The following is a 26,504-nucleotide window of genomic DNA, read 5'->3' on the forward strand; positions in this document are numbered from 1 at the left end:
GGGCGGCAGATAGGCAAATCCGTCTGCCATATAGCCTGAGATGTGATGCCGAGCCGATTGTGGTGAAGTGGGTGATCCTATGCTGCCAAGAAAAGCCTCTAGTGAGTGTCGTAGCGGCCCGTACCCGAAACCGACTCAGGTGGTCAGGTAGAGAATACTAAGGCGTTCGGGTGAACTGTGGTTAAGGAACTCGGCAAATTGCCCCCGTAACTTCGGGAGAAGGGGGGCCTCTGTTGGTGTAGGAGTTTTCCTCCGAAGCTGGTGGAGGCCGCAGTGGCCAGGGGGAAGCGACTGTTTACTAAAAACACAGGTCCGTGCGAAGTCGTAAGACGATGTATACGGACTGACGCCTGCCCGGTGCCGGAACGTTAAGGGGACCGGTTAGTGTGCCTTCGGGTATGCGAAGCTGAGAACTTAAGCGCCGGTAAACGGCGGTGGTAACTATAACCATCCTAAGGTAGCGAAATTCCTTGTCGGGTAAGTTCCGACCTGCACGAATGGCGTAACGACTTCCCCGCTGTCTCAACCACAGACCCGGTGAAATTGCACTACGAGTAAAGATGCTCGTTACGCGCAGCAGGACGGAAAGACCCCGGGACCTTCACTACAGCTTGACATTGGCGTTTGGAGCGTCTTGTGTAGGATAGGTGGGAGACTGGGAAGCCTCGACGCTAGTTGGGGTGGAGTCATTGGTGAAATACCACTCTGGTCGTTTTGAACGTCTAACCCGCGCCCGTGTATCCGGGTGGGGGACAGTGTCTGGTGGGTAGTTTAACTGGGGCGGTTGCCTCCTAAAGAGTAACGGAGGCGCCCAAAGGTTCCCTCAGCCTGGTTGGTAATCAGGTGTCGAGTGTAAGTGCACAAGGGAGCTTGACTGTGAGACTGACGGGTCGAGCAGGAGCGAAAGCTGGGACTAGTGATCCGGCATCGGCTTGTGGAAGCGGTGTCGCTCAACGGCTAAAAGGTACCCCGGGGATAACAGGCTGATCTTCCCCAAGAGTCCATATCGACGGGATGGTTTGGCACCTCGATGTCGGCTCGTCGCATCCTGGGGCTGGAGTAGGTCCCAAGGGTTGGGCTGTTCGCCCATTAAAGCGGTACGCGAGCTGGGTTTAGAACGTCGCGAGACAGTTCGGTCCCTATCCGCTGCGCGCGCAGGAGACTTGAGAGAGGCTGTCCCTAGTACGAGAGGACCGGGACGGACGAACCTCTGGTGTGCCAGTTGTTCCGCCAGGAGCACGGCTGGTTGGCTACGTTCGGAAGGGATAACCGCTGAAAGCATCTAAGCGGGAAGCTCGTCTCGAGATGAGGTCTCCCACCCTTTGTGGGGTAAGGCTCCCGGTAGATGACCGGGTTGATAGGCTGGAAGTGGAAGCGCGGTAACGTGTGGAGCTGACCGGTACTAATAGGCCGAGGACTTGTCCATAGATGTTCGCGTCGACTATGCGATTCAGAGACTGCAAACAGTCCTGCCCGCTGTGATGGTGGGTGGCTGGTTGTGTGTTTCATAGGGTTACGGCGGTTATAGCGGTTGGGAAACACCCGGTTACATTCCGAACCCGGTAGTTAAGCCTTCCAGCGCCGATGGTACTGCACTCGGGAGGGTGTGGGAGAGTAGGACGCCGCCGGACAATTTTTTGTGAGGAAGGGCCACCCCTGATGGGGTGGCCCTTTCTTCGTTTTCGGGGGCTGTTTTCTCGCCGGCTGGTTGGGGTTGTGGTCGCGGCTGGCGGCTGGCGGTTGTTGTTGGGGGTCCGGTGGTGGGCCCCTTTTTTGTTGTGCGGTGTTGGTTGTTGGCGGGTTTGTGGGTTGCCGGCTGGTGGTGGTGGTGGTGTCGTGTCGGCGGTGGTTTGTGTGGTGGGTGTTTTGAGGGGTCCGGTGGGGCCCCTTTTTTGTTTTGGGGCTGTTTCTTCGGTGGGGTGCGGGAGGCCGCTCAGGCGGTCCAGGTGTGCCGTCCTGGGTGGAGGTGGGGCTCGTCGTGCAGGGCGCTGTACGGGTCACAAGGGTCGGAGATAGCGATTCAACCTGTGGTGGTGCCGGGCGGGGTGTGGGGGCTGCTGTGGTGGCGAGGGTTATTGAGGGCGATGGTTGCCGGTGCTGGCCCTGAGAGTCTGGTGTGCAGGCGCGGACGCGGGTGCAGGTGGGGGTGCCGCGGCTGGTGGCGTAGGCGGCAGTGGCGTAGATGGGGGAGCGGTGCCTCTGCTGTTGGTCGTGTTGTTGTGGGGCGGGACGCGGGGCTGGCTGCTCGGTCGGTTGTGGTGGGTTTTGGCCGGGATACGGCGGGAGAGGTTGGCGCGGAGGCGGGGGTTGCGGAGGCCGGCGTAGGACCGTGCCATGTACCACCGTGCCCGCGATGGCCGCGGGAGCGGCATCACTGGGGCGTAACTATCACGGCCGGCCGGAGCAGCCCCCGCCGCAGCGCCTACGGGCCTACGCCGTGCGCAGCGCCTACGGACCTACGCCGTGCGCAACGCCGAGAAGGCTCAGCTCTGCGCAGCGCCATCCCGCATATGAAACTGAGCCAGCGCAGTCCCTGCGGGGCGTCTACGGGCCTGAGCCCGGTGACGCCTGGGAAGTCTGAGCCACTGCGGACTCCGCGATCTTCAGCCACCGCAGGCATTGCCAAGGCCGGAAGCAAACAGACGCATTCGGCTGGGGTGGCCGGGACGGTGGCGATCCGGGGCCGGGAAGGCTGACAGTAAGGTTGATGCGTGGAGTATCGAGAGGTCGAACAGGCCATCATGCGTAGGGGAGTCGAGTGGGAATTCGAGCCGACGCTCGACCGGATCACCGCTTTGGTGGAGCTGCTCGGTGACCCTCACAAGGCGTACCCGATCGTGCATGTCGCCGGGACCAACGGCAAGACGAGCACCGCGCGGATGATTGAGGCGCTGCTGCGGGAGCGCAACCTTCGGGTCGGCCGGTTCACCAGCCCTCACCTGACCTCCATGCGTGAGCGCATCAGCGTTGACGGCGTGCCCCTCTCGGAGGAGCGGTTCACGGAGGTTTACGAGGACATCGCGCCGTACCTTGAGATCATCGACGCGAAGGTCGGGAAGCTCAGCTTCTTCGAGGTCCTCACGGCCATGGGGTTCGCCGCTTTCGCGGACACGCCGGTCGACGTCGCGGTGATCGAGACCGGCATGGGCGGCACCTGGGACGCGACCAATGTGGCCGACGGCACGGTGTCGGTGATCACGCCGATCTCGCTCGACCACACCGACTATCTCGGTCCGGACATCCCGACGATCGCCGGTGAGAAGGCCGGGATCATCAAGGCCAAGGCGATGACCGTACTCTCACAGCAGCCGCTCCCGGCGGCGGAGGTGCTGATGCGCCGCGCTGTGGAGATGGGCGCGACGGTCGCACGGGAGGGGCTGGAGTTCGGCGTCCTGCATCGTGAGATCGCCATGGGCGGCCAGCTTCTGCAGTTGAAGGGCCTGAAGGGCGTGTACGAGGAGGTCTTCCTCCCCCTGTACGGCGCACACCAGGCGAGCAACGCGGCGAGCGCGCTGGCCGCAGTGGAGGCGCTGACCGCGGGTGACGATCCTCTCGGCGACGAGCTCGTACGGCAGGCGTTCGCCCAGGTGACCAGCCCGGGCCGGCTGGAGGTGGTGCGGCGCGGGCCGACGGTGGTCCTCGACGCCGCGCACAACCCGGGGGGCATGGAGGCATCCGTCGACGCGATTTCGGAGTCGTTCGGCTTCACCCGGCTCATCGCCGTGGTGGCGGTGATGGCGGACAAGGATGTCGACACGCTCCTGGAGCTCCTTGAGCCCATCGTCGAGGAGGTCGTGGTGACGAGGAACACCTCACCCCGGTCCATGTCGTCGGAGGATCTCGCGGCGAGGGCGGAGAGCGTCTTCGGGGCGGACCGGGTCCATGAGGTGGCGCGGCTGGACGACGCCATCGATTTGGCGGTCGGACTGGCCGACCAGGGCGACGAGTTCGGCTCGGGTGTGCTGATCACCGGGTCCGTCGTGACGGCCGGCGACGCCCGCGTTCTTCTCAAGGCGGATCGATGACCCAGAGCGGGGCGATGACCCAAGGCGGAGCGATGAGCGGCGGAAGCGGCGAGGGCAGGTTCGAGGTGACCCCGGGGATGCGCCGGCTGGGTGCCAGCGTGCTCGGGATGGAGGCGATCGTCGTCGCGCTGTTCATCCCGGTCGCGATCGCGGTGGCGCACGTCGACACCGCGGTGGCCGTGAGCGTGGGCATCGGCCTGGCGGTGTTGTGCGTGGTGGCCGCGGGCATGCTGAAGCGGCCCGCGGGCTACATCGCGGGCAGTGTCGTGCAGCTTCTGGCGATCGCCACCGGGTTCCTGGTCACGACGATGTTCGTCCTGGGCGCGATCTTCGCGGCCCTGTGGATAACCGCGATATTCGTCGCTCGCCGTGTCGAAGGCGCGACGAAGCGCTAAAGTCGGCCAGCATGGCCGTCCCCCCGATTCCACAGGCCCGGGCCGCGGTGCCGGTTCGTGCTGTACGCGTTCCATTGATGCTCGACGTCGTGGTCGGGCTCCTCGTCGCGGTCGCGCTGCCGCTGGCGATCGTCGCCATCCCGAACACCATCTCCGTAGTGGCCGCGCTGCTGCCGCCGGGCGCCTCGCAGATCGCCATGACGCGGGCGCACGGCCTGGCGCTGCCGGTCATGCTGCTGACCGTGCCGCTCGCGTCGGTCGCGGTAAGGCGGTTCCGTTCCGCGCCCATCCTGGTCGTGGGGCTCACATTGCTCGCCGCGGCGGACGCCGCGGGCGGTTACGCGGGGTCGGCCGTCACGGTCGGCGTGCTGCGCGTCCTGCACGGCATCGGCGCGGGACTGCTGTTGCCCGCGACCCTCGTGGCCGTGTGGGAGCGTCCGCGGCGCAGGTTCCTGCTGCCTCTGTGGGCGGGGACGCTCGCCGCGAGCCTGGCCGGGGCGCAGGCGCTCGCGTTGTGGCCGTTGGCCAAGGCGACCGCCTGGCAGGTCACCCTCCAGCCCTATCCATTGCTCACCGGTGTCGCGCTGGCGCTCGCCGCGGTGTACCTGGTGCTCTGGATCGTGGCCAGAGACGGCGCCGACCGGGCGGAGAGCGCCACCGAGGGGCCGTCGGCGTCGGAGCGGAGCCGGCTGGGACTGGCCGCTGTCCCTGCGGCGGGCATCGCCGTACTGGCCGTCGGGACGACGTTCGACTGGCCGCCGGTCCTCGTCATCGCCGCGGCGGCGGTCGCGGTGGTGGCGATGCTGGGGCTGGGCGCGGTCGTCGCGTTCGAGGGGCCCGGCGGAAGGACGCTCGCCTTCACCAGCGTCGCCGTCGGCCTGGTGGTCCTGCCGACCGCGGCCCAGACGACGTACGTGGAGATGGGCGGGGTCCGTGGAGGGCCGGGGCTCTCCGGGCTGTGGCTGCCCTTCATGCTGGCCGCCGTCGTCGCGCTGGCCACCGCATGCCTTGTGGGTGCCCTGAAGGAGGAGCGGGCCGGGAGGTTCGTCGGGGCCGGTCTGGTCGCGGTGGTGGCCGGTCTGTGCGCGATCAGGCTGATCGCGCCGACGCCGGACGGCCTGCTGCTCGTGGTGCCGTTCGCGCTGCTCGCCGGGGGCTCCGCCGTCGCGCTGGTCGCCGCGCTGCGGCCGGTGCGGCTTGGTACGGCGCTGCTCGGCCTGTCCCTGTGCTTCCCTGCCGTGCTCGCGGGTTTCCTGCTCGGGACGGGTGTCCAGCTCACCCGTCTGCAGGACGTGGCGCGGTCCGGCGATCCGACGAAGCCGGAGCTGATCGCGCAGGCGTTCGTCGACGCGCTGTGGACGTGGGCCCTGGTGGGCGGGTTCGCGGTCGTGGGCATCATCGTGATCGCGTCCTGGCTGGGGCGGCGGGAGCCCGCTCCCTCGCGCCGGGAGTCGGTCGTGCTGGTCCCCTCGCCCACCCCTTCTCCGGAGGAGAAGACCGGGGATAACGGGGAAACCTTCTCAGACCGGTAAGCTGCGGGATGCACGGAGCACCCGAGCGAGCGCGGCCATGAGCACGCTCTGCTGCGGAGAGCCCCCTTTCCCGGCCGTCATCGAGAACGGCTGAAGATCACAACAGAGGAGATTCTCGTGTCGGAGCGCACGCTGGTCCTGATCAAGCCGGACGGTGTCCGTCGTGGCCTTATCGGCGACGTCGTCGGCCGCATCGAGCGCAAGGGCCTCAAGATCGTGGCGATGGACCTGCGCACGCTTGACGCCGAGACCGCCAAGACGCACTACGCCGAGCACGCCGAGCGCCCGTTCTTCGGGGAGCTTGTGGAGTTCATCACGTCCGCGCCGCTTGTCGCGCTCGTTGCGGAAGGTCCGCGGGCCGTCGAGGCGTTCCGCGGGCTGGCCGGTCTGACCGACCCGGTGAAGTCGGCCCCCGGAACGATCCGCGGCGACCACGCCCTGGAGATTGGCGAGAACATCGTCCACGGGTCCGACTCGCCCGAGTCCGCCGCCCGCGAGATCAAGATCTTCTTCCCTGACCGCTTCTGAGCGCTCAGACCACAGGAGAGGCCCCGGCTCAAACCGGGGCCTCTCGTGTTTTCCCTGGTAGTGAAGATTTTGGTGGCCCTGGGACAGAAGATTTTCCAGGTAGCTGACGGTCTCGATATGCCGGACGTTGGGTACAACAAGTTACGATTCGAGTGCGATGCGTTATCCCGCAAACCACCTGAAAGGCCTTCTTCAGCATGGGGAGCAAGCTGGCATTCCTGGGCCGTGACATGGCGGTTGACCTCGGCACGGCGAACACTCTCATCTACGTCCGAGGGCGCGGCATCGTTCTGAACGAGCCGTCCGTCGTAGCACTCAACAACTCCACCGGAAAGATCGTCGCGGTGGGCATCGAGGCGAAACGGATGATCGGGCGAACACCCGGAAGCATCATCGCCGTGCGCCCCCTGCGTGACGGGGTGATCGCCGACTTCGACATCACCGAACGCATGCTGAGGTACTTCATCCAGCGCGTCCACAGGCGCCAGCGATTCGCGAAGCCGCGGATCATCGTCGCGGTACCCAGCGGTATCACTAGCGTCGAGCAGCGGGCCGTCAAGGAAGCGGGGTACCAGGCGGGAGCCCGCCGGGTCTACATCGTTGAGGAGCCCATGGCGGCGGCGATCGGGGCCGGGCTTCCGGTTCACGAGCCGACCGGCAACATGGTGGTGGACATCGGCGGCGGCACCACCGAGGTCGCGATCATCTCGATGGGCGGCATCGTCACCTGCCAGTCGATCAGGGTCGGTGGCGACGAGCTCGACCAGGCGGTCGTGAGCTTCGCCAAGAAGGAGTATTCCCTGATGCTCGGCGATCGGACCGCCGAGGAGGTGAAGATCGCCATCGGCTCGGCGTACGACGACCACGAGGACATCCACGCGGAGATCCGCGGCCGGGATCTCGTCTCAGGGCTCCCCAAGACCGTCGTGATCTCAGCTCAGGAGATCCGCCGGGCGACCGCCGAGCAGGTCAACGCGATCGTCGACGCGGTGAAGACCACCCTCGACCAGTGCCCGCCGGAGCTGTCGGGCGATCTCATGGACCGCGGGATCGCGCTCACCGGTGGCGGCGCACTGCTCAAGGGCATGGAGGAGCGGCTGCGAGACGAGACCGGCATGCCGGTGCACCTCGTGGACAACGCCCTCGACTCGGTGGCGCTCGGATCCGGCAGATGCGTGGAGGACTTCGAAGCCCTCCAGCAGGTGTTGGTGCCGGAGCCCCGCCACTAAGGGGGCGTGATGAGAAACTCTCGCCGCACCCGCCTGATCCTCGGAATCCTCCTCGCTGCGGCTCTGGTGTTGATCACCGTCGGGCATCGCGGCGGCGAATCGTCGGTCGCGGGGCCACTGGGGCAGATCGCGTCCTCGGTGTTCGGCACGGCTGAGCAGGCCAGCACGAAAGTGACGGCGCCGGTCTCGAGGTTCTTCTCGATGCTGACCGGCGCCCCCAGCGCCCAGGAGCGTATAGACGGGCTGAGAAAGGAGAACGCCCAGCTGAGGAGCAGACTGGCCGCCACCGAGTTGGACAAGGACAGGTCCAAGGAGCTCGACCGGATGCTCGGCCTGTCCGGCCTCGGCCGCTACCGGGTCGTCCCGGCGCAGGTGATCGCGCGCCGTCACACCGCCGGCCTGGAGGACAACGTGGAGATCGACGTCGGCTCTCGGGACGGCGTGCGCCGGGACATGACCGTCCTGAACGGCGACGGTCTGGTGGGGCGGGTGGTCCGGACGGGGCCGAGCACCTCGACCGTCATCCTCCTGACCGACCCCGGCTCCGCGGCGGGAGCCCGCCTGGAGGGCGGCAACGAGCTCGGCGTCGTCAACGGCCTCGGCGGCAGCGGCAAGTACGGCGACCTGATCCGGCTGCGTTTGCTCGACTCCACCACGCCGTTGAAGAAGGGCCGGCGGATCGTCTCCTTCGGCTCCCAGAACGGCACGCCGTACGTGCCGGGTGTGCCGATCGGCGAGATCGAGCGGGTCGTGGTGACGCCGGGTGAGCTCACCCGGACCGCCTACGCGCGGCCGTACGCGAATTTCACCGCGCTCGACGTCGTGGGCGTGGTGGTTCGGGCGCCCGATCGCGACCCGCGCGATTCGGTCCTGCCCGATCAGCCGGCCAAGAGCCAGCCGGGCAAGAAGGACAAGAAGGACCAGGCCAAGAATCACAAGGACAAGTCCATGGACCGCGAGAAGCAGCAGCGGGACGCCAGGGACGCGTCCGGCGCCGTCCAGGAGCCGGACCAGGCCGCCCAGCGTGACCTCGGCGGCCCGGCTCCGCGCGGGGCGGACACGCCGGGGCAGGCCGAGGAGAGGGACTGATCGGCATGGCGCGTAACCTGCTCGCCGCGTTTCTCGTCTGCGTCGCCCTGGTCGTGCAGGTGACGATCCTGAACCGGTTGCCCGTCATGGTGGTCCCCGACCTGGTTCTGCTGGTCGTGATCGCCCTGGCCGCGATCAGAGGCCCGATCGACGGCGCCGTCATCGGGTTCCTCGCCGGTCTCGCCGCCGACATCCTGCCACCCGCGGGGGATGTGCTCGGCCAGTACACCCTGGTCATGTGCGTCGTCGGTTTCGTGGCGGGGAAGCTGGGCGAGCACGTGCCGCTGGCCGCCACCATGCTGTGCGCGGTGCTCGCCCCGGCCTTCACGGTCGCGGTGGGGGGCCTGGTCACGGACGACGGCGCCGGCTGGACCTATATGCGAACCGTGTGGCCATGGGTGGCGCTGTGCAACCTGGTCGCTGCCCCGGCCGTGTTGTGGGCGGTGCGGCGGCTGCACCGCGAGCGGGGGCGGCAGCCCGCACTTGTGCCGAGCTGGAGGCGGATATGAGCGAGGGGGCCGCATGACCAGGATGCACACGCGGTTGATTGTCCTTCAGATCGTGGTCGTTTCCCTGATCGTGATCCTCGTCGTACGGCTCTGGCAGGTCCAGGTGGTGCGCGGGAGGGAGTTCGTGGCGGTCGCGACCGAGACGCGTACCCGTGAGGTAGTGGTGCCGGCGTTGCGCGGGCAGATCCTCGACGCCACGGGCCGGCCGCTGGTGCGCAACAGCACCAGCCTGGTGGTCTCCGTGGATCGGACCACGTTGGAACGGCTGCCCGACGGCGGCACCGCCGTACTGGCCCGGCTGAGCAAGGTGCTCGGCATGTCGCCGGAGAAGCTCAAGCAGCAGATCCGCGCCTGTGGGCCGGGGGTGTCGCGGCCGTGCTGGCCGGGCTCGCCGTACCAGCCGATCCCGGTGGCGAGCCGGATTCCCCAGCGGCAGGCGCTGCAGATCGTGGAACGGCAGGAGGACTTCCCCGGGGTCACGGCGGAGATCCAGGCGGTCCGCGACTACCCCACGGGGAGGGACGCGGCCCAGGTTCTCGGGTACCTCCAGCCGGTCACGCAGAGCGAACTGGAGAAGCGCGAAGGCCTCAAGGCCAGTTTCTCCGGCGTTGACCTGGTGGGCCGCGACGGCCTGGAGGCCGTGTACGACCCCGACCTCCGGGGCCAGGCGGGTCTGAGGCGCGTCCAGGTGGACCGGATGGGCAAGCAGATCGCCGTCGAACAGCCGCGCTCGCCGGTCACCGGAGACACGCTGGTCACCAGTATCGACGCGCGGGTCCAGACCATTGTGGAGAAGGCGCTGTCCGAGGCCGTGAAGAGTGTGGGGTCCGACGGAGGCGCGGCCGTGGTGCTCGACGTCAAGACCGGCCGGGTCATCGCGATGGCCAGCCTGCCGACGTACAACCCTGCGGTGTGGTCCGGGGGCATCTCCGAGCGCGACTATCAGCACCTGCTGTCGAAGAAGTCCGGCAAGCCGCTGGTGTCGCGGGCGACCAACGGCACCTTCGCCCCGGGATCGACCTTCAAGATCTCCTCGGTGTCGGCGATGGTCGCGGACGGCTCGCCGCTGCACGGGACGTATGAGTGCCCGAGCGCGTACAACGTCGCCGGCCGCGCGTTCGGCAACGCGGGGGGTATGAGCCTGGGCTCCATCTCGCTGCACACCGCGCTGGTGAAGTCGTGCGACACGGTCTTCTACCGGGCCGGGTACGAGCAGTGGCAGCGCGACGGCGGCAACAAGCCGAAGGGCAAGGTCAAGGAGCCGATGGCGAACATGGCCCGCGCCTACGGGTTCGGCCGGCGGACGGGCATCGACCTGCCGGGCGAGTCCCCGGGCCTCATCCCCGACCGCTCCTGGAAGTTGAACCTGTGGAAGGCCACCAAGGCCGAGAACTGCAGGCGGGCGAAGACCGGCTTCCCGGAGATCAAGGATGAGGGACGGGCGGCGTTCGCCAAGCGGCTCGCCAATGAGAACTGCCTTGAGGGCGACATCTTCCACGCGTACGAAGCGGCCAACTTCTCCATCGGCCAGGGCGACGTGCTCGTCACCCCGCTCCAGCTCGCCAGGGCGTACGCCGCGCTTGTGGGAGACGGCAAGGTCCGCAGCCCGCGGATCGGCTGGGCGCTGTTCCGTCCCGACGGCTCGCTGGACAAGGAGGTCAAGGTTCCGGTCGTCGGGAAGCTGCCGATCAGCAAGGAGACCCGCGACTACATCCGCAAGGCGCTGAGCGAGGTGACGTCGGACGGCACCGCGGCGGGCGCGTTCCGCGGCTTCCCGATGAACGAGGTGCGGATCGGTGGCAAGACCGGTACCGCCGAGGTGTGGGGCAAGCGGGACACCTCCTGGTTCGCCTCGTTCGCTCCCGCCGAGAACCCGCAGTTCGTGACCGTGGTCATGGTGTCGCAGGGCGGTTTCGGCGCGGAGACCGCCGCTCCGGCGGCGAGGAAGATCTGGGAGGGCATCTACGGCCTGGGCAAGGACGACAACGGCAAGCAGCGGAAGGCCGCGCTGCCCTCCGGGCATCCCGTGGAGCGCCTGCCGGTCATCAGGCGGGATGGGACGGTCGCCCGATGACCCAGCAGGCGGCCCTCCGGAGGCGATCGTTCGCGCGCCGTGCGGTGGGGCAGGGGTCGCCGGTCCGGCGGATGGACGGCCTCATGATGCTCGCGATCGCGGCGCTGGCCGTCATCGGGACGCTCCTGGTCTGGTCGTCCACCCGAAGCTGGATGTCCGTCCAGCCGACCGGGATGGCCAAGAAGCACGTGCTCAACATCCTCATCGGCCTGGCGCTGTTCCTCGTGGTCGCCATGATGGACTACCGCCGGCTGCAGACCGCCGCCCCCGGGGTATTCGTCGCGGCGCTCATCGGGTTGCTGCTGGTCATCTCGCCGATGGGAGCGACGATCAACGGACACCACTCGTGGATCACGCTGGGTGGCGGCTTCGCCGTACAGCCGGCCGAGCTGGTCAAGCCGGCGCTCGTGTTGATCCTGGCGCGGTGCCTTGTCAAGCCCGCCGAGAAGACGGGGCGGCCGAGGCTGGTCAGCGTGGCTCTCTGCCTCGGCGCCACGGGGATCACCGCGGCGCTGGTGATGCTGGAGCCCGACCTCGGCACCACCATGGTCCTCCTGGTCATCACCGGGGGCGTCCTGGTGCTGGCGGGGGTGCGCAAGCGCTGGATCATGCTGTTCGTCCTTCTCGGGGGCGCGACGGCGGCCGCGGTGTGGTCCCTGGGGTTGCTGAAGCCCTACCAGGTGGCGCGATTCACCGCTTTGATCAACCCGGCGAGCGATCCGCGAGGGGTCGGCTACAACAGCACGCAGGCGCTCGTCGCCATCGGCTCGGGCGAGATCTTCGGGAAGGGTCTGTTTCACGGAGGGCAGACCACCGGCCGGTTCGTGCCGGAGCAGCACACCGACTTCATCTTCACCGTCGCGGGAGAGGAGCTCGGCTTCCTCGGCTCAGTCACCGTGGTGCTCCTGCTCGGTGTCGTGCTGCTGCGCGCCGTACGCATCGCGCGTCAGTGCGATGACAGGTTCGGGGCGCTGGTGGCGGGGGGCATCGTCTGCTGGTTCGCCTTCCAGAGCTTCGTCAACGTCGGGATGACCATCGGGATCATGCCGATCACCGGCATCCCCCTCCCCTTCGTGTCCTACGGAGGCACGGCCATGTTCGCGAACATGATGGCCGTGGGCATGCTGCAGGCCATCCGCATCCGCGGCTACGGCAGGCGCGCGGCCTAGCCGCGGCCAGGGCTGTGGACAACGGACCTGGAGCGCTTTTCGAAGCGGATACGCTTGGGCTTATGTCTGTCGAGTCACTGTTTCCTCGCCTGGAGCCGCTGCTGCCCAAGGTGCAGAAGCCGATCCAGTACGTCGGGGGTGAGCTCAACTCGACGGTCAAGGACTGGGACGAGGCGAGCGTCCGATGGGCTCTCATGTACCCGGACGCCTACGAGATCGGCCTGCCCAACCAGGGCGTGCAGATCCTTTACGAGATCCTCAACGAGCTGCCGGACACGATGGCCGAGCGGACGTACGCGGTCTGGCCCGACCTCGAGGCGCTCATGCGGTCCGAAGGCGTGCCCCAGTTCACCGTCGACGCACACCGCCCGGTTCGCGCTTTCGACGTCTTCGGGGTGTCCTTCTCCACGGAGCTCGGCTACACCAACCTGCTGACCGCGCTCGACCTGGCGGGCATCCCGCTCGACGCGGTCGACCGGACGGACGAGGACCCGATCGTGCTGGCCGGAGGCCACGCCGCGTTCAACCCCGAGCCCATCGCCGACTTCCTCGACGCCGCCGTCCTCGGCGACGGAGAGCAGATCGCGATCGCGATTTCCGAAGTCGTCCGCGAGTGGAAGGAGGAGGGGTCCCCGGGCGGCCGCGACGAGCTGCTCATGCGCCTCGCCTCCACCGGAGGCGTCTACGTCCCGAAGTTCTATGACGTCGAGTACCACCCGGACGGGCGCATCATGCGCGTCGTGCCGAACCGTCCCGGCGTGCCATCGCGGATCTTCAAACACACCGTGATGGACCTCGACGAGTGGCCCTATCCGAAGAAGCCGCTCGTTCCGCTGGCCGAGACCGTCCACGAGCGGTTCAGCGTGGAGATCTTCCGCGGTTGCACCCGCGGTTGCCGCTTCTGCCAGGCGGGGATGATCACCCGTCCGGTGCGTGAGCGTTCGATCACCACGATCGGCGACATGGTGGAGAACGGCATCCGCGAGTCCGGCTTCAACGAGGTCGGGCTGCTGTCGCTGTCCAGCGCCGACCACTCCGAGATCGGCGACGTGGCCAAGGGTCTGGCCGACCGGTACGAGGGAACCAACACCTCGCTGTCGCTGCCGTCCACTCGTGTGGACGCGTTCAATATCGACCTGGCGAACGAGTTCTCCCGTAACGGCCGGCGCTCCGGGCTGACCTTCGCTCCGGAGGGCGGCTCCGAGCGGATGCGCAAGGTGATCAACAAGATGGTCACCGAGGAGGACCTGATCCGCACCGTCACCACGGCCTACAGCCAGGGGTGGCGGCAGGTGAAGCTGTACTTCATGTGCGGCCTTCCCACCGAGGAGGACGTGGACGTCCTGGGCATCGCCGACCTGGCCAAGAAGGTCATCCAGGCGGGCCGGGAGGCCACCGGCTCCAAGGACGTGCGCTGCACCGTGTCGATCGGCGGCTTCGTGCCGAAGCCGCACACGCCGTTCCAGTGGGCCGCCCAGTGCGACCACGAGACGGTCGACCGCCGCCTGCGTGAGCTGCGCGACTCGTTGCGCGGCGACAAGGAGTACGGCCGGGCCATCGGCTACCGCTATCACGACGGCAAGCCGTCCATCGTCGAGGGGCTGCTTTCGCGCGGCGATCGCCGCGTGGGCCGGGTCATCCGGGCGGTCTGGGAGGACGGCGGCCGGTTCGACGGCTGGACCGAGCACTTCTCCTACGAGCGCTGGATGCGCGCGGCCGAGAAGGCGCTGGCCGACGAGACCGTGGACGTCGACTGGTACACCATCCGCGAGCGCGAGGAGCACGAGGTGCTCCCGTGGGACCACCTGGACGCGGGCCTGGACCGGGAGTGGCTCTGGCAGGACTGGCAGGACGCCAAGAGCGACGTCGAGGTCGAGGACTGCCGCTGGACGCCCTGCTATGACTGCGGCGTCTGCCCCACTATGGGAACCGAGATCCAGGTGGGCCCGACCGGCAAGAAGCTGCTGCCCCTCACCGTGATCTGACAGGGGACTTCCGAGCGAGGCTTATCCTGAAAGACGACGGACCGACACCGGAAGGACGACTTAACACTGAAACCCGTTCCTGATGGCCCCCCGCCCGCGCCCACGGTGCAGCGCCTTCGCGTGCGCTACGCCAAGCGTGGACGGCTGCGCTTCACCAGCCACCGTGACATCTCGCGTGCCGTCGAAAGGGCGGTGCGGCGAGCCGACATCCCGGTGGCCTACAGCGCTGGGTTCAGCCCCCATCCGAAGATCTCTTATGCCGGCGCGGCCCCGACCGGTACGGCGAGTGAGGCCGAGTACCTCGAGATCGGCGTGACCAGGCCGTGCGACCCGCACCGCCTGCGTGCCGACCTGGACGCCTCGTTGCCGCCCGGCCTGGACGTGCTCGATGTGGTCGAGGCACGCGACAGTGGCCTGGCCGACCGGCTGGAGGGCTCGACGTGGGAGCTGCGGCTGCCCGGGGTGGATCCCGAGGTAGCGGCCAAGGCGGTTGAGGAGTTCGTCGCCGCCGACCGCGTGGAGGTCGAACGCCTGACCAAGAAGGGTCTGCGGCGGTTCGACGCCCGCGAGGCGGTGCTGTCTCTGACCGTTCAGGACGGGCCGGGGAGAGCGGCAGGCCAGGAGCCTGATCGGCCGTGTGTCATACTTCGCATGGTCGTTCGGCACGCGACACCTGCGGTTCGACCCGACGACGTACTCACGGGACTGCGTCTTGTGGCGGGCCTCGCGCCGCTGTCACCCCCCGAGGTGACCAGGCTGGCGCAGGGGCCGCTCGACGCGACGACCGGTGAGCCCGCCGACCCGTTCGATTTCGATCGGGTGGGCGGAGACCGATAAGACTTGCCGCCGAGGCACCGAAAGGGAGCCCGGCGGACCGCGAGAGACGAGAGCTCCCGCGCGGCGCGGAGACGTGCCCGGGAGCTGACGGGAGAGCGCCCGCATGCTCGACAACGAGCCCAATGCCGGGGCTGTGAGCCTTGGCAGCGATACGACGACGAATGACAGGACGACAGGGGGGACGCGGAGCGGAGCCGGTGGCACCACTCCCGTGCGCCGTCGTTCGGCGAGCCGGCCTGCCGGCCCGCCGCCCGAGCCGGAGGACTCGCAACCTTCGGTGATCACCGTACCCGCCGCGGCGGCCGGGCCGGCACAGCCGGAGGTGGCTCCGACGGAGCCGGAGGCCGCGCCGGCCGCCGAGGAGACGAAGCCCAAGCGGACGACCCGCCGCAAGGCCGCCGCCGCTGCGGAGGGGGCGGAGGAGGTCGCGCCGGCCAAGCCCGCGCGGCGCACCCGCACCCGAAAGGTTGCCGCCGAGCCGGTGGCCGACACGGGCGCGCAGCCCGCGGCCGAGGCGCCCACTGAGACGCCCGCCGAGGCCGACGCCGGAACGGCCGGCGCCGAGGAGGCCCAGGCCCCCACGCGGCGACGCCGTACGCGTAAGGCGGCGACAGAACGATCGAGCGCGATGACCGCGGCCGAGGCCGAGGTGGCCACTGCGATGTCGCTGGCGCAGCCGGACGAGGAGCCGCTGGACAAGGCCCCCGCCGAGGACGTCGCCGGCGTCGAGGCGGCGGAGGAGCTCGAGATCGAGGAAACCGGGGAAGAGGACCAGGCCGCGGAGGACGCCGCGGCCGAGGCGCCCGGCCGCAACGTGGTGGCCGACCCGTTCGGGCTGCACGCCCAGCGCGTCGTCGAGCCCCAGTCGCTGACGTTCCAGGCCCCGGCCGCCGTGTTCCAGCCGCTGTTCCAGGCGCCGGATCCCTTCGCCGTTCCGGTGATCCCCACCCCGCCGGCCGTACCCGCCGATGAGGAAGAGGAGCGGGCCGAGGGCGCGGAGACCGACGAGAGCGCAGACCACGACGAGGACGACGGCGATGCCGGCGGTCGCCGCAGGAGGCGGCGCCGTGGAGGCCGCGGTCGCGGCGCCAAGCTCCGCGACGGCGAAGAAGCCGAGGAGGGCGAGGGCACGGCCGCCGAGACGGCGGAGGAGCCCGAGGCCGAGGAGCAGCAGGAGGCCGCCGAGGAAGAGGACGCGACCGCGGGGTCGCGTCGCCGGCGCCGCCGTCGTCGGCGCGGCGCCGAGGAGGCCGAGATCACGGTCGACGACCCGCCGAACACCGTCGTCCGCATCAGGGCGCCCCGCGCGACCCGGGCCACGTCCGTGGACGAGGTCCAGGGCGTACGCGGTTCGACCCGGCTGGAGGCCAAGAAGCAGCGCCGCCGCGAGGGGCGTGAGCTGGGCCGTCGCCGTCCGCCGATCATCACCGAGTCGGAGTTCCTGGCCCGGCGCGAGTCGGTCGAGCGCGTCATGGTCGTGCGCCGCCAGTCCGGACGGACCCAGATCGCGGTCCTGGAGGACGGCATCCTCGTCGAGCACTACGTCGACCGGGAGGCGAGCCAGTCCTACGTCGGCAACGTCTACCTCGGCAAGGTGCAGAACGTCCTGCCCTCGATGGAGGCGGCGTTCGTCGACATCGGCAAGGGCCGCAACGCCGTGCTGTACGCCGGTGAGGTCAACTTCGACACCGCCGGGCTGGAAGGCCAGCCCAAGCGCATCGAAGCGGCGCTGAAGTCCGGGCAGTCGGTGCTGGTGCAGGTCACCAAGGACCCGATCGGGCACAAGGGCGCCCGGCTGACCTCGCAGATCAGCCTGCCCGGCCGCTACCTCGTGTACGTGCCGGACGGCTCGATGACGGGCATCTCGCGCAAGCTTCCCGACAAGGAGCGGACGCGGCTCAAGCAGATCCTGCGCAAGGTCATGCCCGAGAACGCGGGCGTGATCGTGCGTACCGCGGCCGAGGGGGCCTCGGAGGAGGAGCTCAGCCGCGACGTGGCCCGGCTGTCGGCGCAGTGGGAGAACATCCAGCGCAAGGCCAAGTCGGCCAGCCCGCCGGAGCTGCTCTCCGCCGAGCCCGACCTGACCGTCCGCGTGGTCCGGGACGTGTTCAACGAGGACTTCGCCTCGCTGGTCGTCGAGGGCGACGACGTGTGGGAGACCGTGGACGAGTACGTCCAGTACGTCGCCCCGCACCTGGCCGACCGCCTGAAGAAGTGGGAGGAGACGGGAGACGTCTTCGCCAGCTACCGGGTGGACGAGCAGATCGCCAAGGCGATGGAGCGCAAGGTGTGGCTCCCCTCCGGCGGCTCGCTGGTGATCGACCGGACCGAGGCGATGACCGTCGTCGACGTCAACACCGGGAAGTTCACCGGCCAGGGCGGCAACCTGGAGGAGACCGTCACCCGCAACAACCTGGAGGCGGCCGAGGAGATCGTCCGCCAGCTCAGGCTGCGGGACGTCGGTGGCATCATCGTCATCGACTTCATCGACATGGTGCTGGAGAGCAACCGCGACCTGGTGTTGCGGCGCCTGCTAGAGTGCCTGGCCCGGGACCGGACCAAGCACCAGGTGGCCGAGGTCACGTCGCTCGGTTTGGTCCAGATGACCCGCAAGCGGGTCGGACAGGGCCTGCTGGAGGCGTTCTCGACCCCCTGCGAGTGCTGCCACGGCCGCGGCCTCATCATCTCGTCCGAGCCGGTCGAGGCGAAGCCGGAGCCGCGGGGCACGCAGGGCAAGATGGCCATCGAGAAGGCCGTCGCAGAGAAGCTCTCGGGCAATGAGGGGACGGCGGCGGTCGCCGCGTCCGTCAACGGGAGGGACAGCGTCACCGACGCGCTCCACACCGACGACGACGCGATGGCCGGTCAGGCTCGGGGGTCACGTCGTCGTTCCCGCAGGAAGACGGCAGAATAGGACTTCGTCTTTCCCGGTGTTCCGCCCGGTTCGACCTGGGTACCGGTAATCCGGTACCCTAGTCAACCGGTGCGCTCGGAGGCGCGCCTGGCTTCGCGCGCCTACCCCGGTTCGCCGGTCGTGTTATCGACAGCAGCCTGGATGCGGGGCGCAGCATCTAAGCATTTAGCCAGAAGAAGGGTTCCGCGGTGTACGCGATCGTTCGTTGCGGCGGCAGGCAGCAGAAGGTCTCCGTCGGGGACGTCCTCGAGGTGGACAAGGTCGCCGGTGAGGTCGGCTCCTCGGTGTCGCTGCCGGCGGTGCTCGTCGTCAACGACGGCGATGTCACCACCGACGCTGCCACGCTTGGCCGGTTCCAGGTGACCGCCGAAATCCTCGGCGAGACCAAGGGCCCGAAGATTCGGATCCTTAAGTACAAGAACAAGTCCGGCTACAAGAAGCGCCAGGGTCACCGTCAGCGGTACACCCAGGTCAAGGTCACCGGCATCAACCCCGGACAGTAAGGATTTCCCGGGGGATGTCCCCCGAAAGGGAGTGAATTATGGCACACAAGAAGGGCGCCTCGTCCACCCGGAACGGCCGCGACTCCAACGCTCAGCGTCTGGGCGTGAAGCGCTTCGGTGGACAGCTTGTCAACGCGGGCGAGATCATCGTTCGCCAGCGCGGCACGCACTTCCACCCCGGTGACAATGTCGGCCGTGGTGGCGACGACACGCTGTTCGCCCTCGCGGCGGGCCACGTGCTGTTCGGCACCAAGCGTGGCCGGCGCGCGGTGAGCATCGTCCCGATCGCGGAGTGAATCCGCTCGGCAAACGGTTGTAGATGAGGCGGATCGAGTTCTCGGTCCGCCTCATCTCATTTCTGAGGGGCGCCGCCCGTGTACGCGTCGGCCCTCCCATAAGGGGAAGCAATGGCTGATTTCGTCGACAACGTCATCCTCTATATCAAGGCGGGTGATGGCGGTAACGGCTGCGCTTCCATCCACCGGGAGAAGTTCAAGCCGCTCGGCGGCCCGGACGGCGGGAACGGCGGCCGCGGCGGGGACGTGATCCTGGAGGTGGATCCCAACACGGCGACCCTGCTGGAGTACCACCACCGGCCGCACCGCCGGGCGGGCAACGGCAAGCAGGGCATGGGGTCCAACCGCGACGGCGCGACCGGCGAGTCGCTCGTGCTGCGGGTGCCGAACGGCACCGTGGTGAAGGACGCCGCGACCGGCGAGGTGCTGGTCGACCTCGTCGGCTCCGGCACCCGCTATGTCGCCGCGCAGGGCGGTTTCGGCGGGCTCGGCAACGCCGCGCTGGCCAACGCCCGACGCAAGGCCCCCGGGTTCGCGCTGCTCGGCGAGCCCGGCGACGCGGCCGAGATCATGATGGAGCTCAAGACCGTCGCCGACGTGGCGCTGGTCGGCTTCCCGAACGCCGGCAAGTCCTCGCTCGTCGCGGCGCTTTCCGCGGCCCGGCCCAAGATCGCCGACTATCCGTTCACCACGCTGATCCCCAACCTGGGCGTGGTGACGGCAGGGGAGACCATCTTCACCGTCGCCGACGTGCCCGGCCTGATCCCCGGCGCCTCTGAGGGCAAGGGGCTCGGCCACGAGTTCCTGCGCCACGTCGAGCGGTGCTCGACCATCGTGCACGTCCTCGACTGCGCGACCCTCGACCCCGGCCGCGACCCGCTCAGTGACTTCGACGTGATCGAGGCCGAGCTGGAGGCGTACGGGACGCTCCAGGACCGGCCGCGGATGGTCGTGCTCAACAAGGTGGACGTCCCCGACGGGCGCGACCTCGCCGACATCGTCCGGCCCATGCTGGAGGAGCGCGGCCTGCGCGTCTTCGAGATCTCCGCCGCCTCCCACGAGGGCCTGACCCCCCTGGCGTACGCGATGGGGGAGATGGTGGCGCGGGCCCGGGCGGAGGCCCCGGTCGAGGAGCCCACGCGCCTGGTCATCCGGCCGCGTCAGCTCGGCGAGACCGGGTTCAGCGTGCGGCGGGTGGACGAGAACACCTTCCAGGTCACCGGCGAGAAGCCCGAGCGCTGGATCCGCCAGACCGACTTCACCAACGACGAGGCCGTCGGCTACCTCGCCGACCGACTGGAGCGTCTCGGTGTCGAGGAGGCGCTCATCGAGGCGGGCGCCCAGGTCGGCGCCGAGGTGGTCATCGGCTCGATGGAGGGCGGATACGTCTTCGACTGGCAGCCGTCGCAGAGCGTGCAGACCAGGGTGTCCGGCCCGCGCGGCACGGACAGCCGGCTCGCCTGAGAGGGGGATCGGCGATGAGCAGGGACCAGGTCGGCGCCGCGGCGCGGCTGGTGGTCAAGGTCGGGTCGTCGTCGCTGACGACGCCGCAGGGCATGATCGACGTGGATCGGGTGGACGCGCTGGTCGACGTGCTGGCCGCGCGCCGCCTGTCCGGCACCCAGATCGTGCTGGTCTCCTCCGGCGCGATCGCGGCCGGGCTGGGCCCGCTCGGGCTCAAAAGCCGCCCCAAGGACCTGGCCACCCAGCAGGCGGCGGCCTCGGTCGGGCAGGGCGTCCTCGTGGCGCGCTACACCTCGTCGTTCGCGCGGTACGGCCTGCGCGTCGGGCAGGTGCTGCTGACCGCGGACGACATGATGCGCCGGTCGCACTATCGCAACGCCCGGCGCACCCTGGCCCGGCTGCTCGAACTCGGCATCGTGCCCGTGGTCAACGAGAACGACACCGTCGCGACCGACGAGATCCGGTTCGGCGACAACGACCGGCTCGCGGCGCTGGTCGCCCATGTCACGTACGCCGACGCCATGATCCTGCTCTCGGACGTGGACGCCCTCTACGACGGCGATCCGCGCAAGGACGGCGCCCGGCGGATCACCGAGGTGCGCGGCCCCGAGGACCTGGAGGGGGTCGAGCTGGGCACGTCCGGCCGGGTCGGCACCGGCGGCATGGTGACCAAGGTGCAGGCCGCCCGCATCGCCACCGGGGCCGGGGTGCCGGTGGTCCTCACCGCGGCCGCGCACGCCGCGCACGCGCTCGCCGGAGACGACGTCGGCACGTACTTCCACCCGGTGGGCCGGCACCCCGGCACGCGGCTGCTGTGGCTGGCCCACGCCGCCACCGGCCAGGGGCGGCTCCACCTCGACGGCGGCGCGGTCGAGGCGGTCGTCGGGCGGCGCAAGTCCCTGCTGCCCGCCGGGGTCGTCAAGGTCGAGGGCGATTTCTCCGCGGGCGACCCCGTGGACCTGTGCGGCCCGGCCGGCACGGTCGTGGCGCGCGGGCTGGTCAACTACGACGCGAGCGAGATCCCCGAGCTGCTCGGCCGCTCCACCCGCGAGCTGGCCAAGGCGCTCGGTCCGGAATATGAACGCGAGCTGATCCATCGGGACCACATCGTCATACTGGGGCACCACCACTAGCGAGTTCTGGAGTGCGGAGCATGTCTGAGGTAGAAGACTTCCTGAAGGTCGCCCGGGCGGCGAAGGAGGCCGCCACCGTGCTGGCGCCGCTGCCGCGCGCCCCGAAGGACCTCGCACTCCGCGCGGTCGCGGACGCCCTGGTGGCCCGCGCCGCCGAGATCGTCGAGGCGAACGCCGCCGACGTGGACCGGGCCCGCGCGGCCGGTGTGTCCGAGGCGATGATCGACCGGCTCCGCCTCGACGTCGGGCGCGTCGAGAAGATCGCGGCGGCGGTGCGGGAGGTGGCGGAGCTGCCCGATCCCGTGGGCGAGGTCGTCCGGGGCAGCACGCTGCCGAACGGGCTGGAGCTGCGGCAGCTGCGGGTGCCGCTCGGCGTCATCGGGATCATCTACGAGGGCCGTCCCAACGTCACCGTGGACGCCGCCGCGCTGTGCCTGAAGAGCGGCAACGCCGTGCTGCTTCGCGGTTCGTCCAGCGCGTACTCCTCGAACGCCGTGCTGGTGAAGATCATGCAGGAGGCGCTGGAGGGCACGCAGGTGCCGGCGGCGGCCGTGCAGCTCGTGCCGGGCCAGACGCGGGAGTCGGCCAAGCACCTGATGCGGGCTCGTGGCCTGGTGGACGTGCTGATCCCGCGCGGCGGCGCGTCGCTGATCAACAGTGTCGTCGAGGAGTCCACCGTCCCCGTCATCGAGACCGGCGTCGGCAACTGCCACGTGTACGTGGACGCCGACGCCGACATCGAGACCGCGCTCAGGATCCTCGTCAACGCGAAGGCGCAGCGGCCGTCGGTGTGCAACGCGGCCGAGACCCTGCTCGTCCACGCGGAGATCGCGGAGGCGTTCCTGCCGAGGGCGCTCACCGCGCTCAAGGACGCGGGCGTGACCGTGCACGGTGACGAACGGGTCCGGGCGTATGGCGCGGACGTGGTCGCGGCGACGGAGGAGGACTTCTCCGCCGAGTACCTCTCGCTGGACATCGCCGCCGCCGTGGTCGACTCCCTCGACGACGCGGTCCGGCACATCAGGACGTACGGCTCGGGCCACACCGACGCGATCATCACCCGGTCGCAGGGGGCGGCGCGCCGGTTCGTCGCGAGCGTGGACTCGGCCGCGGTCGCGGTCAACGCCTCCACCCGCTTCACCGACGGCGGCGAGTTCGGGTTCGGCGCCGAGATCGGCATCTCGACCCAGAAGCTGCACGCCCGCGGCCCGATGGGCCTGCCCGAGCTGACTTCCACCAAGTGGGTCTACACCGGGGACGGTCACATCCGCGGCTGACGCCGCCGTCCACCGGCCGGGCGCCCGGCCGTGTGGCCGGTGGTCATTTCTCGGGGGCCTTCGTGCGATGAGGGCCGCACGCCCGTGGCGGCGGCTTCCCTCAAGGATCGTTCAGCCCGCTTGGGAACGGCTTGTGGTTGCCCGGTCGGGCGATCAACTTTGCGCAAAGCAACGCGCGTGTCACTAGGGGTGACGAGGTCGTGCGGCTTTGCTGTGCCCATGGAAATCGTGGTCGCCCTTGGAATGGCGGTCGGCGTGGTCGTCGCCGCGGACCGGCTCATGCTGTGGCTGGAAAGCCGGGGGCACGTCAACTGGCGGCGCACCGGGCCCAGAAGGCTGAGCGCCGAACCCGAGACGGAGCTGGAGCTCCTTCTGAAGGACTCATGATGAGGCGGGCGCTCTATGCCGTCGCCGCGCTGATCGGCAGGGGGGTGCTCGGGGCCGTCTTCATGACGCACGGCTGGGAGAAGTACGGCCACGGCGTCGACGCCGTGGCCACGCAGTTCGCCTCGGCGGACGTCCCGCTGCCGCATGTCTCAGCGGTCTTCGCCATCATGGCCGAGCTGGGCGGGGGCTGCCTGCTCCTCCTCGGCCTGCTCACGCCCGTCGCGGGGATCGCGGTCGGCATGGTGGCGGCGGGTGCCTTCCTCTACGTCCACGCGCCGCACGGCATCGGGGAGGACGGCGGCCTGGAGCTCGTGCTCGCGCTCGGGGCGCTCGCGCTGCTCGTCGCGGTCGCGGGTCCGGGGCCGGTGAGCCTCGACCACCTGCTCGCCGGGCGGATGAGGGCGCGTCGTCGCGAGGAGATGGTCCAGGCGTCGGTCTGATATCCGCCCGGCGTGCCTTCCCGGATTTGTCCGTCACGGCCGCTATGGTTGGCCCTCCTATGGGTGGACGTCTGGGGCGGGTCGGCCCGTACGCGCTGCTGGAGCGGCTGGGCCGGGGCGGCATGGGCGAGGTCTATCTCGCGGCCAACCGCCGGGGCGAGCAGGTCGCGGTCAAGATGCTCCGCGACCCGCTCGGAGACGATCCGGACGCGCGATTACGCCTTGAGCGCGAGGTACGGGCCCTGCGCAGGGTGGAGAGCCCGTACGTCGCCCGGGTCCTGGACGCTGATCTGTCGTGCGACCGGCCCTATCTGGTGATGGAGCACATCGGGGGCGAGACGCTGCTCGACGCGGTGCGCCGCCGAGGGTCGCTGCCCGAGGCCGAGTCGATCTCGCTGGCCCACGGCCTCGCGACGGCATTGGCGATCACGCATGCCGCCGGTGTCGTCCATCGCGACCTGAAGCCGGCGAACGTTGTGATGGGCGCGGAGGGGCCGGTGCTGATCGACTTCGGCATCGCCCAGGTCCTCGATGCGACCCGGCTGACCATGACCGGGACGTTCCTCGGCACGCCCGGGTACGCCGCGCCCGAGCTGTTCGCCGACGAGACGGTGGGGGAGCCGGCCGACGTGCACGCGTGGGCGGCGACGGTGGCGTTCGCCGCCACCGGCCGGCCCACCTTCGGCAAGGGGACCGTCGAGGCCCAGATGTACGCGATCCTGCACGGCCAGGCGGACCTCGCCGGCGTTCCCCCCGCGCTGCTGCCGTTGATCAGGGCGGCCCTGCACCGCGACCCGGCCAAGCGTCCCACGGCCGCGGTCCTGGCCGACCGGCTGGCCCGGCTGGCCCGTGCCTCCGAACCCGCGCCCGCGGAGGGCGGTCGCGGCGCCGGACGCGTACGGAGGACCGTGCGGCCGGGACGGACCGCCCGCGCCCACCACACCGCCCGTCCCGGCCGTCCCGACCGGACTCCTCGTCCGGGCCGTGCCGACCACGCTCCCCGTGTCGGCCGGGCGGACCGTACGGCGCGGCCCGAGACCTCGGCGTCGGCCGCCGAGGCGGCGGCGGACGCCAAGGTGGACGCGCCGCCGCGCCTCGGCCTCCCGCGTGGAAGCGGGACCCTTCTGGTGCTGGCGTTGCTCGCGGTGCCGTGTGTGGTGGTGTCGCTCGTCTACCCGCTCGCCACGTTCGTGATCACGGGGACGCTCGCGGTGCTCGCCAGGGCGCTGTGGAGCGGCCACTGGCTGGTACGCCGGCGCGAGTCGGCCAGGACGCGCGCTCTCCTGCGCGTGGTGACCTTTCCCCTGACGCTGGCGGGTTCCCTCGTCTCCGCGGTGGCCTGGCCGGGGTTGCCCGCCGGGGCCGCGGCCTTCGCCACTCTCTGGCTCACGGCCGGAGCACGCCTGGAACCGGAGTGGTGGACCCAGGCGGTGCCCGTGACGGTCGCGGGGGTCGCCTTCGGTGTCGTCACCGGCGCGATCATCGGCCGTGAGGTCGAGCGCGTCGGCGCCCGGGTGCCCGGGCTGCGGAGAGAGGGCCTGCGGGCGCTCGCCGTGCTCGGAGGCTTCGTGGCGGTGTGCGCGACAGCCGTGCGAGCGGTGGCGTTCTTCGTCTAGCTTTGCCTGGCGTTGTCCGGCGTGCTCCGGCTCCTTTCGCCGCTGACTAGCTCTCCCTGCGGGCGAACTTGTTGAAGATGCGCTCGCCGGCGTTGACCGCGCCCTCGGCCACGTCCCGCAGGACGCCGATGAAGGGGTCCTGCGACTGGGCCCAGGACTCGCGGTAGGAGTTCGCGGCCGCCTTGACCTCTTCGGTGATCTTGGCGTGGGCGTCGTCGGCGCGGCGCGGGTAGTTCCCCGCCAGGATGGCCTCGTATTCGCCGCTGCGGCGCCAGCGGTCGAGCTCGGCGACCCGGGTGACCGCGAACGGGTGGGTCGTGCCGAGAAGGTTGAGGACCTTGAGCAGGCCGTCGCGGACGTCGCCGCCGGTGTCGTACTCGCGGGCCTGGTCGAGGAACGCCTCGATGTTCATCTCGTGCAGGCGCGAGCCGCCGGCGAGCTTCATCAGCGCGCGCAGCGCGGCGTCGGGGTCCTGCCCGGACAGCAGCCCGCCGCGGTCGGCCGACATCTCCGCCTTGCGCTGCCACTCCTCCAGGGCGGCCACGATCACCCGGAGGCCGATGTAGCCGAGCGGGATCCACGCGACCCGGGTGGCGAGGCGGGTGAGGATGGTCAGCATCGTGCCGTAGACCGCGTGGCCGGACAGGATGTGGGAGGTCTCGTGCCCGATGACGAAGCGGAGCTCCTCCTCGTCCATCAGGTCGAGCAGGCCGGTGGAGACCACGATGAACGGCTCGTCGAAGCCGATGGCCATGGCGTACACCTGGGCGTCCTGCTGCACGTAGATCTCGGGGATCCGGTGCAGGTCGAGGATGTACGCGCTGTCGCGGCCCATGTCGTGGAGGCTGCGGAACTGCGTGTCCGTGGTGCGCACCGCGGACGCCAGGAACATCAGGCGCAGGCGGCGCTCGCTGAACAGCCCGGACGTGCGCTTGAGCACCGAGTCGAACCCGCTGAGCGAGCGCATCGCGACGAGCGCGGACCGGTCTGCGGGGTGTTCGTACGCGCGGGAGCTGATGCCGGGCAGCTGCACGCGACTGCGATCGGGAGTGGTCATGTCCCGCATGCTATGTCGGTGGGCCTGACCGTGCGCGGGACGGGG

At 69.5% G+C, this 26,504-nt stretch carries 21 protein-coding genes and 2 rRNA genes (1 of these 23 only partly in view); 22 read left to right on the plus strand and 1 reads right to left on the minus strand.

The window, feature by feature from the left end:
- From ACQP1V_RS10890 to ACQP1V_RS10995, 22 genes are all read left to right on the plus strand, one after another.
- Window positions 1-1,426 (plus strand): 23S ribosomal RNA (locus ACQP1V_RS10890); it begins 1,678 nt to the left of the window's first position.
- A gap of 88 nt (window positions 1,427-1,514) precedes the next feature.
- Window positions 1,515-1,631: ribosomal RNA gene (gene rrf, locus ACQP1V_RS10895) — 5S ribosomal RNA — on the plus strand.
- A 1,110-nt stretch (window positions 1,632-2,741) separates the two neighbouring features.
- The gene (locus tag ACQP1V_RS10900; protein ID WP_387412819.1) at window positions 2,742-4,025 is read left to right on the plus strand and encodes a bifunctional folylpolyglutamate synthase/dihydrofolate synthase; all 1,284 of its coding nucleotides are present in this window, start codon (window positions 2,742-2,744) and stop codon (window positions 4,023-4,025) included.
- A gap of 32 nt (window positions 4,026-4,057) precedes the next feature.
- Complete coding sequence (locus ACQP1V_RS10905; RefSeq protein ID WP_433421589.1) at window positions 4,058-4,420, plus strand: DUF4233 domain-containing protein; 363 nt, start codon at window positions 4,058-4,060, stop codon at window positions 4,418-4,420.
- An 11-nt stretch (window positions 4,421-4,431) separates the two neighbouring features.
- Window positions 4,432-5,952, plus strand: a complete 1,521-nt coding sequence (locus ACQP1V_RS10910) for a hypothetical protein (protein ID WP_433421592.1) — start codon at window positions 4,432-4,434, stop codon at window positions 5,950-5,952.
- A gap of 117 nt (window positions 5,953-6,069) precedes the next feature.
- Complete coding sequence (gene ndk, locus ACQP1V_RS10915) at window positions 6,070-6,480, plus strand: nucleoside-diphosphate kinase (protein ID WP_067130493.1); 411 nt, start codon at window positions 6,070-6,072, stop codon at window positions 6,478-6,480.
- A gap of 197 nt (window positions 6,481-6,677) precedes the next feature.
- Complete coding sequence (locus tag ACQP1V_RS10920) at window positions 6,678-7,709, plus strand: rod shape-determining protein (RefSeq protein WP_433421595.1); 1,032 nt, start codon at window positions 6,678-6,680, stop codon at window positions 7,707-7,709.
- Window positions 7,710-7,718: 9 nt separating this feature from the next.
- The gene (gene mreC, locus ACQP1V_RS10925; protein ID WP_433421598.1) at window positions 7,719-8,798 is read left to right on the plus strand and encodes a rod shape-determining protein MreC; all 1,080 of its coding nucleotides are present in this window, start codon (window positions 7,719-7,721) and stop codon (window positions 8,796-8,798) included.
- 5 nt (window positions 8,799-8,803) lie between these two features.
- Window positions 8,804-9,307, plus strand: coding sequence for a rod shape-determining protein MreD (gene mreD, locus ACQP1V_RS10930; RefSeq protein ID WP_433421601.1), 504 nt, complete (start codon window positions 8,804-8,806; stop codon window positions 9,305-9,307).
- Window positions 9,308-9,320: 13 nt separating this feature from the next.
- Window positions 9,321-11,381 carry a penicillin-binding protein 2 gene (mrdA, locus tag ACQP1V_RS10935; protein ID WP_433421604.1) on the plus strand — a complete coding sequence of 687 codons (2,061 nt, stop codon included), beginning with the start codon at window positions 9,321-9,323 and terminating at the stop codon, window positions 11,379-11,381.
- Window positions 11,378-12,550: a rod shape-determining protein RodA gene (gene rodA, locus ACQP1V_RS10940; protein ID WP_433421607.1), complete on the plus strand. Its 1,173-nt coding sequence runs from the start codon at window positions 11,378-11,380 to the stop codon at window positions 12,548-12,550. Before mrdA ends, rodA begins: the two co-directional genes overlap by 4 nt.
- Window positions 12,551-12,612: 62 nt before the next feature.
- A complete protein-coding gene (locus tag ACQP1V_RS10945; RefSeq protein ID WP_433421610.1) occupies window positions 12,613-14,535 on the plus strand; it encodes a TIGR03960 family B12-binding radical SAM protein in 1,923 nt (640 codons plus the stop codon).
- Between the two features lie 120 nt (window positions 14,536-14,655).
- Window positions 14,656-15,372 carry a TIGR03936 family radical SAM-associated protein gene (locus ACQP1V_RS10950; protein ID WP_387412793.1) on the plus strand — a complete coding sequence of 239 codons (717 nt, stop codon included), beginning with the start codon at window positions 14,656-14,658 and terminating at the stop codon, window positions 15,370-15,372.
- A 277-nt stretch (window positions 15,373-15,649) separates the two neighbouring features.
- Window positions 15,650-18,286 carry an Rne/Rng family ribonuclease gene (locus ACQP1V_RS10955; RefSeq protein WP_433421614.1) on the plus strand — a complete coding sequence of 879 codons (2,637 nt, stop codon included), beginning with the start codon at window positions 15,650-15,652 and terminating at the stop codon, window positions 18,284-18,286.
- A gap of 188 nt (window positions 18,287-18,474) precedes the next feature.
- The gene (gene rplU, locus ACQP1V_RS10960; protein WP_061257313.1) at window positions 18,475-18,789 is read left to right on the plus strand and encodes a 50S ribosomal protein L21; all 315 of its coding nucleotides are present in this window, start codon (window positions 18,475-18,477) and stop codon (window positions 18,787-18,789) included.
- A 38-nt stretch (window positions 18,790-18,827) separates the two neighbouring features.
- Window positions 18,828-19,085, plus strand: a complete 258-nt coding sequence (rpmA, locus tag ACQP1V_RS10965; RefSeq protein WP_067130520.1) for a 50S ribosomal protein L27 — start codon at window positions 18,828-18,830, stop codon at window positions 19,083-19,085.
- Between the two features lie 111 nt (window positions 19,086-19,196).
- Window positions 19,197-20,549 (plus strand): GTPase ObgE, encoded by a 1,353-nt coding sequence (gene obgE, locus ACQP1V_RS10970; RefSeq protein WP_433421618.1) that lies wholly within the window; start codon window positions 19,197-19,199, stop codon window positions 20,547-20,549.
- Window positions 20,550-20,563: 14 nt separating this feature from the next.
- A complete protein-coding gene (gene proB / locus ACQP1V_RS10975) occupies window positions 20,564-21,682 on the plus strand; it encodes a glutamate 5-kinase (RefSeq protein WP_433421621.1) in 1,119 nt (372 codons plus the stop codon).
- 20 nt (window positions 21,683-21,702) lie between these two features.
- A complete protein-coding gene (locus ACQP1V_RS10980; protein ID WP_433421624.1) occupies window positions 21,703-22,959 on the plus strand; it encodes a glutamate-5-semialdehyde dehydrogenase in 1,257 nt (418 codons plus the stop codon).
- Between the two features lie 219 nt (window positions 22,960-23,178).
- A complete protein-coding gene (locus ACQP1V_RS10985) occupies window positions 23,179-23,346 on the plus strand; it encodes a hypothetical protein (protein WP_169806540.1) in 168 nt (55 codons plus the stop codon).
- Window positions 23,346-23,786: a DoxX family protein gene (locus ACQP1V_RS10990; protein ID WP_433421627.1), complete on the plus strand. Its 441-nt coding sequence runs from the start codon at window positions 23,346-23,348 to the stop codon at window positions 23,784-23,786. Before ACQP1V_RS10985 ends, ACQP1V_RS10990 begins: the two co-directional genes overlap by 1 nt.
- A 59-nt stretch (window positions 23,787-23,845) precedes the next feature.
- Complete coding sequence (locus tag ACQP1V_RS10995) at window positions 23,846-25,402, plus strand: serine/threonine-protein kinase (protein ID WP_433421630.1); 1,557 nt, start codon at window positions 23,846-23,848, stop codon at window positions 25,400-25,402.
- A 46-nt stretch (window positions 25,403-25,448) separates the two neighbouring features.
- Here ACQP1V_RS10995 and ACQP1V_RS11000 read toward each other — a convergent pair whose 3' ends face one another.
- On the minus strand, window positions 25,449-26,468 hold the full coding sequence (locus ACQP1V_RS11000; RefSeq protein WP_433421633.1) for a M48 family metallopeptidase: 1,020 nt from the start codon (window positions 26,466-26,468) through the stop codon (window positions 25,449-25,451).
- Between the last annotated feature and the right edge of the window lie 36 nt (window positions 26,469-26,504).

Origin of the sequence: Microtetraspora malaysiensis (genome assembly GCF_050947145.1) — a bacterium.
Lineage (GTDB): Bacteria > Actinomycetota > Actinomycetes > Streptosporangiales > Streptosporangiaceae > Microtetraspora_A > Microtetraspora_A malaysiensis.

What these genes read in the sequence shown, in the direction of transcription:
- obgE (WP_433421618.1), top strand. Translation starts at nt 19,197, where the DNA reads ATGGCTGATTTCGTCGACAACGTCATCCTCTATATCAAGGCGGGTGAT.
- rpmA (WP_067130520.1), top strand. Translation starts at nt 18,828, where the DNA reads ATGGCACACAAGAAGGGCGCCTCGTCCACCCGGAACGGCCGCGACTCC.
- ACQP1V_RS10995 (WP_433421630.1), top strand. Translation starts at nt 23,846, where the DNA reads ATGGGTGGACGTCTGGGGCGGGTCGGCCCGTACGCGCTGCTGGAGCGG.
- ACQP1V_RS10945 (WP_433421610.1), top strand. Translation starts at nt 12,613, where the DNA reads ATGTCTGTCGAGTCACTGTTTCCTCGCCTGGAGCCGCTGCTGCCCAAG.
- ACQP1V_RS10905 (WP_433421589.1), top strand. Translation starts at nt 4,058, where the DNA reads ATGAGCGGCGGAAGCGGCGAGGGCAGGTTCGAGGTGACCCCGGGGATG.
- ACQP1V_RS11000 (WP_433421633.1), bottom strand. Translation starts at nt 26,468, where the DNA reads ATGCGGGACATGACCACTCCCGATCGCAGTCGCGTGCAGCTGCCCGGC.
- rodA (WP_433421607.1), top strand. Translation starts at nt 11,378, where the DNA reads ATGACCCAGCAGGCGGCCCTCCGGAGGCGATCGTTCGCGCGCCGTGCG.
- ACQP1V_RS10920 (WP_433421595.1), top strand. Translation starts at nt 6,678, where the DNA reads ATGGGGAGCAAGCTGGCATTCCTGGGCCGTGACATGGCGGTTGACCTC.
- mreC (WP_433421598.1), top strand. Translation starts at nt 7,719, where the DNA reads ATGAGAAACTCTCGCCGCACCCGCCTGATCCTCGGAATCCTCCTCGCT.
- ACQP1V_RS10990 (WP_433421627.1), top strand. Translation starts at nt 23,346, where the DNA reads ATGAGGCGGGCGCTCTATGCCGTCGCCGCGCTGATCGGCAGGGGGGTG.
- mreD (WP_433421601.1), top strand. Translation starts at nt 8,804, where the DNA reads ATGGCGCGTAACCTGCTCGCCGCGTTTCTCGTCTGCGTCGCCCTGGTC.
- ACQP1V_RS10985 (WP_169806540.1), top strand. Translation starts at nt 23,179, where the DNA reads ATGGAAATCGTGGTCGCCCTTGGAATGGCGGTCGGCGTGGTCGTCGCC.
- ACQP1V_RS10980 (WP_433421624.1), top strand. Translation starts at nt 21,703, where the DNA reads ATGTCTGAGGTAGAAGACTTCCTGAAGGTCGCCCGGGCGGCGAAGGAG.
- proB (WP_433421621.1), top strand. Translation starts at nt 20,564, where the DNA reads ATGAGCAGGGACCAGGTCGGCGCCGCGGCGCGGCTGGTGGTCAAGGTC.
- ACQP1V_RS10900 (WP_387412819.1), top strand. Translation starts at nt 2,742, where the DNA reads ATGCGTAGGGGAGTCGAGTGGGAATTCGAGCCGACGCTCGACCGGATC.
- mrdA (WP_433421604.1), top strand. Translation starts at nt 9,321, where the DNA reads ATGACCAGGATGCACACGCGGTTGATTGTCCTTCAGATCGTGGTCGTT.
- ACQP1V_RS10910 (WP_433421592.1), top strand. Translation starts at nt 4,432, where the DNA reads ATGGCCGTCCCCCCGATTCCACAGGCCCGGGCCGCGGTGCCGGTTCGT.